The sequence below is a fragment of the Mycobacterium alsense genome, from assembly GCF_002086635.1.
Taxonomy (GTDB): Bacteria; Actinomycetota; Actinomycetes; order Mycobacteriales; family Mycobacteriaceae; genus Mycobacterium; species Mycobacterium alsense.
In genome coordinates this window covers 1-10172 of the sequence record NZ_MVHD01000088.1, presented here as the reverse complement: position 1 = coordinate 10172, position 10172 = coordinate 1, and the positions used below count along the sequence as shown (strand labels likewise).

At 68.8% G+C, this 10172-nt stretch carries 10 protein-coding genes and 1 pseudogene; all 11 read right to left on the bottom strand.

Annotation, left to right across the window (positions count from 1 at the left end; all coding sequences use genetic code 11):
* Positions 1 to 200: 200 nt before the first annotated feature.
* Positions 201 to 752 (bottom strand): histidine phosphatase family protein, encoded by a 552-nt coding sequence (locus BST11_RS25975; RefSeq protein ID WP_083141064.1) that lies wholly within the window; start codon positions 750 to 752, stop codon positions 201 to 203.
* The gene (locus tag BST11_RS25970; RefSeq protein WP_083141063.1) at positions 749 to 1528 is read right to left on the bottom strand and encodes a CbtA family protein; all 780 of its coding nucleotides are present in this window, start codon (positions 1526 to 1528) and stop codon (positions 749 to 751) included. Before BST11_RS25970 ends, BST11_RS25975 begins: the two co-directional genes overlap by 4 nt.
* 19 nt (positions 1529 to 1547) lie before the next feature.
* Complete coding sequence (locus BST11_RS25965; protein ID WP_083141062.1) at positions 1548 to 1763, bottom strand: CbtB domain-containing protein; 216 nt, start codon at positions 1761 to 1763, stop codon at positions 1548 to 1550.
* Positions 1764 to 1949: 186 nt separating this feature from the next.
* Positions 1950 to 4481 (bottom strand): ATP-dependent protease ATP-binding subunit ClpC, encoded by a 2532-nt coding sequence (gene clpC1 / locus BST11_RS25960; RefSeq protein WP_083141061.1) that lies wholly within the window; start codon positions 4479 to 4481, stop codon positions 1950 to 1952.
* Positions 4482 to 4732: 251 nt separating this feature from the next.
* Positions 4733 to 5071, bottom strand: coding sequence for a histone-like nucleoid-structuring protein Lsr2 (lsr2, locus tag BST11_RS25955; RefSeq protein WP_067325058.1), 339 nt, complete (start codon positions 5069 to 5071; stop codon positions 4733 to 4735).
* A gap of 139 nt (positions 5072 to 5210) precedes the next feature.
* On the bottom strand, positions 5211 to 6710 hold the full coding sequence (gene lysS, locus BST11_RS25950; protein ID WP_083141060.1) for a lysine--tRNA ligase: 1500 nt from the start codon (positions 6708 to 6710) through the stop codon (positions 5211 to 5213).
* A 22-nt stretch (positions 6711 to 6732) separates the two neighbouring features.
* On the bottom strand, positions 6733 to 7542 hold the full coding sequence (locus BST11_RS25945; RefSeq protein WP_067325054.1) for a type III pantothenate kinase: 810 nt from the start codon (positions 7540 to 7542) through the stop codon (positions 6733 to 6735).
* A gap of 2 nt (positions 7543 to 7544) precedes the next feature.
* Entirely contained in the window at positions 7545 to 7976 is a 432-nt protein-coding gene (gene panD, locus BST11_RS25940) for an aspartate 1-decarboxylase (RefSeq protein ID WP_083141059.1), read from the bottom strand.
* Complete coding sequence (panC, locus tag BST11_RS25935) at positions 7976 to 8914, bottom strand: pantoate--beta-alanine ligase (RefSeq protein WP_083141058.1); 939 nt, start codon at positions 8912 to 8914, stop codon at positions 7976 to 7978. The genes panD and panC overlap by 1 nt, the downstream gene beginning before the upstream one ends.
* The gene (locus BST11_RS25930) at positions 8911 to 9822 is read right to left on the bottom strand and encodes a Rossmann-like and DUF2520 domain-containing protein (protein ID WP_083141057.1); all 912 of its coding nucleotides are present in this window, start codon (positions 9820 to 9822) and stop codon (positions 8911 to 8913) included. Before BST11_RS25930 ends, panC begins: the two co-directional genes overlap by 4 nt.
* Before the next feature lie 121 nt (positions 9823 to 9943).
* Positions 9944 to 10172: pseudogene (locus tag BST11_RS25925) on the bottom strand (DUF6779 domain-containing protein); the annotation flags it as partial.

Sequence of the window (10172 nt, the reverse complement as noted above, 5' to 3'; positions counted from 1 at the left end):
TGCGCCCATCAATCGCGTTGCGCTGACCAGCCAACTCCGCGAGCTCCTCGAACAACACCGCAAGACGCTCCTTGGGGCTCACCACCACGGAAGACGACGCGATCGAAGACATAAACCCATCATCGCAGTCGGGTACGACAACTCCCGGCTGCCTTTTCGGCGCCGCAAATCGCTACCGCATGCGCTACTGGAAAGGCCAGCTACAAACGCAGCGTCCAGCGGCCCGTTCGGAAATGCAGCACGGTGCGACTCACCGGCGCGATGTCGATGCGCCAGAACGACTTCGAAGGTGCGTCGAGGCTGTGCAGGATGGCGGCGCGGATCACCGCCGGATGCGTCACCGCAACGACGGGCGCGGTGTCGCCAGTCAGGGACTCGAGCCAGCCGGCCACCCGCCCCACCAGGTCGACGATCGACTCACCCCCGTGCGGCGCCCGCGCCGGATCGGTCAGCCAGGTCTCGAGGTCCGCGGGGCCGACGGCCCGCAGCGTCTGCCCGCACCATCCCCCGCAACGCAGGTCGGCCAGCCGCGGCTCGGTTGCGGCGCGCAGGCCCAACAACTGTGCCGTCTCCCGCACCCGCTGCTCGGGTCCCGCGAGCAGCCGCGCACCTTTCTGAACATCAAGGCGCCCAGCCTTTTTGACCTGCCGACGGCCGATCTCGTTGAGCGGCTCGTCGGCGGGAAACCGTCCGGCCGCCATGGCGTCGGTCAGAGCGTGCGAGATGAGGGTCAGCCGGACGGCGCCGCTCACGCGGGGACGCGCTCCTCCAGCGGCCGTCGGACCAGCGCCGCAAAGACCACGCCAACCGTCGCCCACAAGACCAGCTGCGCGCCCAGCGCGAGCAGCCTGAATTCGTAGAGGACGTCGGCGGGGAAGCCGGGATAGACGATCGCCCCCGAGGCGTCCCGCACCGGTTGCGGCGTCTCGTCGCTGCTCGGCAGGAGCGCCAGCACCACGGCGACCGCCCCGACGTAGGCGCCCACCGCGAACAGCCGCCCATTCCACGCGCCGAACCGGACCACCAGCCTCCGTGCCAACCACACCGCTGCGACGGCCAGCGCCACCGACGCCAGCACCGTCGCCAGATACCAGCCGGTGCGCGCCCCGATCGTGTCCGCCTGGCCCACCGCCGGCGGGTTCGGCGGGTATTTCACGAACGGCACGAGGTACACCGCGACGAACGCGCCCGCCGCAAGCAGCACCGAAAGCGACCGCGGCGCAACGGTGTTCGCGCCGCCCGCCACGCGGGCGAGGGCGACGCAGAACGCGACGGCGAACAGCGCACCCATCGCCACGCCGAAACTCAGCACGCCGAAACCCAGGCCGGCGCTGGCCTGCACGCCCCGGGTGAACAACTCGGCGCCGTGTTCGTGCACGCCGTGCGCCTCCAGGGCGTCGGCCCGACCGTCCTCATAGGCGATCGCGCGGCCGATCACCGGCTCCGCGCAAAGGCGGGCGAACACGAAGGCCAGCAGCGCGCCCGCGGTGCCGGCCAGCAGACCGCGTGCGATCAGACGCTTCTCCACGCCGACGGGTCTTTCCCGTTTAATGGCAGGGGAAGCCGAGCAGATGGCGCGCGTCGTGCACGAATTCGTGCACGTGGGAGTCGCTGCCGAACAGCGACACCGCACCCTGGTCGACGCCGACGAAGTACAGCGCCAGCAGCGCCAAAAAGGTGGTTCCCGCCAACCAGAGCGCGGCACTGGTCGCCGACAGATCGACCGATCGGGTGCGGCTACCAGTGAGCTGTGGGTTGGACATCGCCGACTCCTTCTGGGGATTTTCGCGTCCCCGTAGAGGTGACGAGCTTCGGGTCTGACTGTGGACAGTGGCGCGCCCGTTCTGGAATTTCACCAGATTCCGTTACTCGTCGAGAACAACCGTCAGTGTAAACCCGGCAAAAACGGGCGGCAGTCCCGTGAGACCACCGCCCGTTTCCGCTGATCGCTACTGCGGGTCCGCGCTGTGCGCCCCCGCCTTGGCCAGGTCCGGCTCGGCCGGCGGCTTCCGGGTTCCGGTGAAGGTGAACACCGCGTCCTCCCCCGCGCTTTCGCCGTCCCAGTTGTCGACGTCGACCGTGACGATCTGCCCGGGCCCGACCTCCTCGAAGAGGATCTTCTCCGACAGCTGGTCCTCGATCTCGCGCTGGATGGTGCGCCGCAGCGGGCGGGCGCCCAGCACCGGGTCGAAGCCGCGCTTGGCCAGCAACGCCTTCGCCTTGTCGGTCAGCTCCAGAGCCATGTCCTTGCTCTTGAGCTGCCCCGCGACCCGGGCGATCATGAGGTCGACCATCCGGATGATCTCCTCGCGGGTCAGCTGGTGGAAGACGATGATGTCGTCGATGCGGTTGAGGAACTCCGGGCGGAAGTGCTTCTTCAGCTCGTCGTTGACCTTCTGCTTCATCCGCTCGTAGTCGTTCTCACCGCCACCCTGCGTGAAGCCCAGGCCGACCGGCTTGGAGATGTCGGAGGTGCCCAGGTTGGACGTGAAGATCAGCACGGTGTTCTTGAAGTCCACCGTGCGGCCCTGACCGTCGGTGAGCCGACCGTCCTCGAGGACCTGCAACAGGCTGTTGTAGATCTCCTGGTGGGCCTTCTCGATCTCGTCGAACAGCACCACGGAAAACGGCTTGCGCCGCACCTTCTCGGTGAGCTGGCCGCCCTCCTCGTAGCCCACGTAGCCCGGTGGCGCACCGAACAGCCGCGAGGCGGTGAAGCGATCGTGGAACTCGCCCATGTCGATCTGGATGAGCGCGTCGTCGTCGCCGAACAGGAAGTTGGCCAGCGCCTTGGACAACTCGGTCTTACCCACCCCGGACGGGCCGGCGAAGATGAACGAGCCCGATGGGCGCTTGGGGTCCTTCAGCCCGGCGCGCGTGCGGCGGATCGCCTTGGAGACCGCCTTGACCGCGTCCTCCTGGCCGATGATCCGCTTGTGCAGCTCGTCCTCCATGCGCAGCAGGCGCGTGGTCTCGGCCTCGGTCAGCTTGAACACCGGGATGCCGGTCCAGTTGCCCAGCACCTCGGCGATCTGCTCGTCGTCGACCTCGGCGACCACGTCGAGGTCACCCGAACGCCATTGCTTTTCGCGTTCGGCCCGCTGTGCGACGAGTTGCTTCTCCCGATCGCGCAGGCTGGCCGCCTTCTCGAAGTCCTGGGCGTCGATCGCCGACTCCTTCTCGCGGCGGGCCTCGGCGATCTTCTCGTCGAACTCACGCAGGTCGGGCGGCGCGGTCATCCGGCGGATGCGCATCCGCGCGCCGGCCTCGTCGATCAGGTCGATCGCCTTGTCCGGCAGGAACCGGTCGTTGATGTAGCGGTCGGCCAGGGTGGCCGCGGCCACCATCGCGCTGTCGGTGATCGACACCCGGTGGTGGGCCTCGTAGCGGTCGCGCAGGCCCTTGAGGATCTCGATGGTGTGCTCCACCGTCGGCTCGCCGACCTGGACGGGCTGGAAGCGGCGCTCCAGCGCGGCGTCCTTCTCGATGTACTTGCGGTACTCGTCGAGCGTGGTGGCGCCGATGGTCTGCAGCTCGCCGCGGGCCAGCTTCGGCTTCAGGATGCTGGCGGCGTCGATCGCGCCCTCGGCCGCGCCGGCGCCGACCAGCGTGTGCAGCTCGTCGATGAACAGGATGATGTCGCCGCGGGTGTTGATCTCCTTGAGCACCTTCTTCAGGCGCTCCTCGAAGTCACCCCGGTAGCGGCTGCCCGCGACCAGCGACCCCAGGTCCAGCGTGTAGAGCTGCTTGTCCTTCAGGGTCTCCGGGACCTGGCCGTGCACGATGGCCTGCGCGAGGCCCTCGACGACGGCGGTCTTGCCGACCCCGGGCTCCCCGATCAGGACCGGGTTGTTCTTGGTGCGCCGGCTCAGCACCTGCATGACCCGCTCGATTTCCTTCTCGCGGCCGATGACCGGGTCGAGCTTGCCCTCCATCGCGGCGGCGGTCAGGTTGCGCCCGAACTGGTCGAGAACCAACGACGTGGACGGCGAGCCGGACTCCCCTCCGCGACCGCCGGTGCCGGCCTCGGCGGCCTCCTTGCCCTGGTAGCCGCTCAGCAGCTGGATGACCTGCTGGCGCACCCGGGTCAACTCGGCGCCCAGTTTGACCAGCACCTGGGCGGCCACGCCCTCACCCTCGCGGATCAGGCCCAACAGGATGTGCTCGGTGCCGATGTAGTTGTGGCCGAGCTGCAGCGCCTCGCGGAGGCTCAGCTCGAGAACCTTCTTGGCGCGGGGGGTGAACGGGATGTGCCCCGACGGCGCCTGCTGGCCCTGGCCGATGATCTCCTCGACCTGGCTGCGAACGCCCTCCAGCGAGATGCCCAGCGACTCCAGCGACTTCGCCGCGACGCCCTCGCCCTCGTGAATCAGGCCCAACAGGATGTGCTCGGTGCCGATGTAGTTGTGGTTGAGCATCCGGGCCTCTTCTTGCGCCAGGACGACGACCCTGCGGGCACGGTCGGTAAATCGTTCGAACATCGCTGGTTACCTGCTCTCCGTCACATCGGTACTTCGTCTTGCCAGACACTGAGGCCGGCACAGGGGCCGGCCCTTGCGTACCTGCCATCCACTGTAATGGTCGGCCTGCCAGGGTTCCTAACTGTTGCGGCGCCCGGCACCGGGCCTAGATACACGCAACAGATAAACGAGAAAACCCACCAAGGCGTTTCCCGCGTGGACCCGCGATCAGTTCGCCGCGAGCGAAATGAAAATTACCGGCGAGCGGTTCGTCAGGTCGCCGCGTGGAACGCGTCGATGACGTCCGCCGGGATCCGGCCCCGCGTCGACACGTTGTGCCCGTTGCGGCGGGCCCACTCCCGGATCGCGGCGCTTTGCTCGCGGTCGATCGCACCGCGGCCGCGGCCCGAGCTGGAACGCCCGCGCCGCCGGCCCCCGACGCGGCGGCCCGCCGCCACCCATTGCTTCAAATCGTTGCGCAGTTTCGCGGCATTCTTGGACGAAAGATCAATCTCGTAGGTCACCCCGTCAAGCCCGAATTCCACCGTTTCGTCGGCCGCGCCCGCACCATCGAAATCATCAACCAAGGTGACGGTCACTTTTTTCGCCATCAGCTTACCCTCGCGTTTCGTCCTGAGCAGTTGCAGAGCAGTTTGGATAGACTCCCCGGCCACCAATCTGCCATAACCGGACCCAATCTTCAATCCGACCGCAACACACTCAGTTGATTTTCAGAGGTTTGAGACGCTTTCAGACGGTGTGTGGCCGAACAATCGGGAACAAAACTGTCTCTCTAATTGACAGACCGGTCAAAGACATCAGCAAGCGGTCGATCCCCATTCCGGTTCCCGTGCAGGGCGGCATCCCATACTCGAGCGCGGCGAGGAAATCCTCGTCGAGCGCCATGGCCTCGTCGTCGCCGGCGGCCGCGGCGCGCGCCTGCGCCGCGAACCGCTCGCGCTGCACGATCGGATCGTTCAATTCGGAATACCCGGTCGCCAGTTCGATGCCTCGGACGTAGAGGTCCCACTTCTCGGTGACGCCCGGGATGCTGCGGTGCTGGCGCGTCAAAGGTGTTGTCTCCACAGGGAAATCCTTGACGAAGGTGGGCGCGGTCAGCGTGCTGCCCACCCGGTGCTCCCACAGCTCCTCGACGAGTTTGCCGTGCCCGTAGCCGCGGTCGGAAGGGATCTCCAGACCGAGTCGATCCGCGATGGCGCGCAGCCGCTCGACCGTCGTCTGGGGCGTGATCTCCTCACCGAGCGCCCCGGACAGCGACGGATACATTTGTATCGACGCCCATTCTCCGTCTATGTCATAGACGCTGCCATCCGGCAACGGCAGTTCTCGGGTACCGACCGCTTCGTCGGCCACCTCTTGAATAAGCTCACGCGTCACGATCGCCGAATCGTCATAGGTTCCGTAGGTCTGATAGGTCTCCAACATGGCAAATTCTGGAGAATGCGTCGAATCGGCACCTTCGTTTCGGAACACGCGATTTAACTCAAAAACCCTGTCGAATCCGCCGACGATGCAGCGCTTCAGGAACAGTTCGGGTGCGATCCGCAGGTACAGATCGATGTCCAGGGCATTGGAATGGGTGATGAACGGCCGGGCCGCGGCGCCCCCGGCCAGCGTCTGCAACATAGGGGTTTCGACTTCGAGAAACCCGCGCCGCTCCAGCGCGTGGCGTATCGCGCGGATCACGGCGATCCGCTGACGGGCCACGGTGCGGGCCTGCGGACGGACGATCAGGTCGACGTAGCGGCGCCGGACCCGCGCCTCCTCGGTCATCTCCTTGTGCGCAACGGGCAGGGGCCGCAGCGCCTTGGCCGCCATCCGCCAGGAGTCGGCCAGCACCGACAACTCACCGCGCCGGGAGCTGATCACGGTGCCGTGCACGTAGACGATGTCGCCGAGGTCGACGTCGGCCTTCCACGCGTCCAGCGCCTGCTGGCCGACCTTGTCGAGGCTGATCATCACCTGCAGGGAGGCGCCGTCGCCGTCCTGCAGCGTCGCGAAGCACAGTTTCCCGGAGTTGCGAGCGAAGATGACCCGGCCCGCGACCCCGACGACGTCGTCGGTGGCCGTGTCGACCGGCAGGTCGGGGTGGGCGGCGCGCACCTCGGCGAGGGTGTGGGTGCGCTCGATGGCGACCGGGTAGGGGTCGGTGCCCTCGGCCAACAGGCGAGCGCGCTTGTCCCGGCGGATCCGGAACTGCTCGGGAAGGTCGGGCTCGGCTGCGCTCACGACCTGCCAGCTTAAAGGGCCGTCAGCGCGCGGTCTTCAGCCGGCCGCGCTGGGATTCCTGGTTGCGCTCGAAGACCAGCCGCAGGCCGTGCAGCGTCAGGTACTGGTCGTGGTGGTTGACGGTGTGCAGTTCGGGCAGCAGCAGGGGCGCGGTGTGGCCGGTGGCCACGACGGCGACCTGATCGCCCAGGTCGCAGGACTCGCGGATGCGCTGGACCAGGCCGTCGACCAGCCCCGCGAACCCGAAGACCGCACCGGCCTGCATGCATTCGACGGTGTTCTTGCCGATCGCCGAGCGCGGCCGGGTCAGCTCGACGCGGCGCAGCGCCGCCGAACGGGCCGCGGCGGCGTCGGAAGAAACCTGCACACCCGGCGCGATGGCACCGCCGAGGAACTCGCCCTTGGCCGACACCACGTCCACGCAGATCGAGGACCCGAAATCGACGACGATGGCCGCGGTGCCGAACTTGTGAAACGCCGCCAGACAGTTGACGATCCGGTCGGCGCCCACCTCCTTCGGGTTGTCGACCAGCAGCGGGATCCCGGTGCGGACCCCGGGCTCGATGAGCACGTGTGGCACCGACGGCCAGTACTGGTCGAGCATGATCCGCACCTCGTGCAGCACCGACGGGACGGTCGACAGCGCGGCGGCGCCGGTGAGCCGCTCGGAATCGTCACCGATCAGGCCGTCGATGGTCAGCGCCAGCTCGTCGGCGGTGATCTCCGATTCGGTCCGAATCCGCCACTGCTGCACGACCTTCGCGTGCTCCTTGGAGCCCGAGAGCAGTCCGACGACGGTGTGCGTGTTACGGACGTCGATCGCCAGCAGCACGGCTACCGCGCACCGATCCGGGGGTCGAGTAGCTCCCCCATGTCGGATGGGACTCCGTCGGGCACGAACGCCGGGTCGCTGCCGAGGTCGATCGGCTTGTTGTCCGCGTCGACGAAAACGATCCGCGGCTTGTACGCGCGGGCCTCGGCGTCCTCCATCGTCGCGTAGGCGATCAGGATCACCAGATCGCCGGGGTGCACGAGATGGGCTGCGGCGCCGTTGATTCCTATCACGCCACTGCCCCGCTCGCCGGTGATCGCGTAGGTGACGAGCCGGGCGCCGTTGTCGATGTCCACGATGGTCACCTGCTCGCCCTCGAGCAGGTCTGCGGCGTCCATCAGGTCGGCGTCGATGGTCACCGAACCCACGTAGTGCAGGTCGGCCTGCGTGACGGTGGCGCGGTGGATCTTCGACTTCAGCATCGTCCGTAACATCAGTTCCTCCAAGATGATTCGACACTCGTGTCCGGCCCCAGGGGTGCCGGCAATGTTGATTCTCTGGCTCCCACTTCGATTTCGATGTTGTCCAGCAGCCTGGTGCCGCCGAGCCGGGCGGCGACCAACAGCCGCCCGGTCCTGCCGGGTTGCAGCGGGCCCAGCCCCGCGTCGCGCAGCTCCAGGTAGTCGACGGAGAGCGCGGGCACGGCGTCGAGCACGGCGCGTGCGGCGTCCAGCGCCGCGTCGGCGCCGGCGGGCGCCGCGTGCGCCGCCGCCGTCAGCGCCGCGGAAAGCGTGCCGGCCAATTCGCGTTGCGCCGGGTCCAGGTAGCGGTTGCGCGACGACATCGCCAGCCCGTCGTGCTCGCGCACCGTCGGGACTCCCACCACGGCGACGTCGACGTCGAGGTCGGCGACCATCTGCCGGATCAGGATCAGTTGCTGGTAGTCCTTCTCGCCGAAGAAGATCCGGTCGGGACGCACGATCTGCAGGAGCTTGCACACCACGGTCAGCACGCCCGCGAAATGGGTGGGCCGCGCGCCGCCCTCGAGTTCGGCGGCCAATGGACCGGGCTGCACGGTGGTGCGCAGGCCGTCGGGGTACATCGCGGCGGCGGTCGGGGCGAAGACGATCTCGACGCCCTCGCCGCGCAGCAGCGCCAGGTCGTCGTCGAGGGTGCGGGGGTAGGCGTCGAGGTCTTCGCCGGCCCCGAATTGCAGCGGGTTGACGAAGATCGACACCACGACCACCGATCCGGGCACCCGCCTGGCGGCGCGGACCAGGGACAGGTGCCCGTCGTGCAGGGCGCCCATGGTGGGCACCAGCATCACCCGGCGGCCGGTGTGGCGCAGCGCGCGGCTGACGGCGGAGACGTCGCGCGGGGCCGAGTAGACGTTGAGCTCGCCCGCGTTGAACGCGGGCCGGTGCGTCTTCATCGCGCCAGCACCTCGAGGACGTCGGCGGGGGCGTGTGCGCGCCGCGCGGTCCGGAGGGCGTTCACCCGGTACGCCTCGGCCAGTTCCGGCCCGAGGCCGGCCAGCGCGGTCAGGTGCTCGGCGACGGCCGCCGCGTCACCGCGGGCGACCGGCCCGGTGAGCGCGGCCTGGCCGCGGCGCAGGGTGTTCTCCAGCGCCGCGCGGGCCAGCGGCCCGACGACGCGTTCGGCCAGCCCGCCCGGCTGGTCGTCGACGGTCTGTTGCCCGAGCAGTTCGCTGCCGCGCAGCGCGCCCCGCAACGCGTCGAGGGCGTCGGCGACCACCGTGACGATGTGGTTGCCCGCGTGGGCGAGGGCGGCGTGGTACAGGGCCCGGGCGTCCTCGGGGACGCAGAACGGCTCGCCGCCCATCTCGAGGACAAGCGACTGCCCGATCGCGTACCCGACGTCGTCGGCGGCGGTGACCCCGAAGCAGGTGTCGGGCAGCCGGCCGAGGTCCTCGTCGGAGCCGGTGAACGTCATCGCGGGGTGCAGCGCCAGGGGCACGCAGCCATCGTGGGTCAGCGGCGCGAGGATGCCGACACCGTTGGCGCCGGAGGTGTGCGCCACGATCGTGCCGGGCCGGACGGCCGAGGTCGCCGCGAGCCCCGACACCAGGCCGGCGAGTTCGCTGTCGGGGACGGCCAACACCAGCAGCTCCGCACTGGCGGCCACGTCCGACGCGGGGACGACGGGTGTGTCGGGCAGCCGGCGCTGCGCCCGCTGACGCGAGGCGCGCGAGACAGCGCTGCACGCCACGACGACGTGATCGGCGCGTTCCAGCGCGACACCGAGCGCGGAGCCAACCCGGCCGGCAGAGATGATCCCCACCTTGAGCCTGGCCGGGCGCAGTCCGTCGAACTGCCCCATCGCAGACGACCTCACAGCTTTCTTGGTTCGTTCCAGTCCCACTGGGTACCGGACGGTCACTAAGACTTTAATCGATGCTCGGGCCGCACCCAATGCGATCCGGTGTGAGGAAGCTCCCAGCTCAGCCCTCGCCGCCCTCGCGGCGCAGGCGCCGGCGGCCGCCGGAAGACTCGACCTGCAGCCGTGCGAGCAGCTCGGCAACCGACTGGCCACCGCTCGGCGGGGCGCCCGGGTCCGCCCCCTGAGCCAGGGGGTCCGCGCCCCGGTGGCGGGGTGCGGACGCGGCGTGCGGCGGGGCCATCTGCGGCGGCGGTGGCGCGGATGCCGGCGCGACCGGAGGTGGCGGTGGG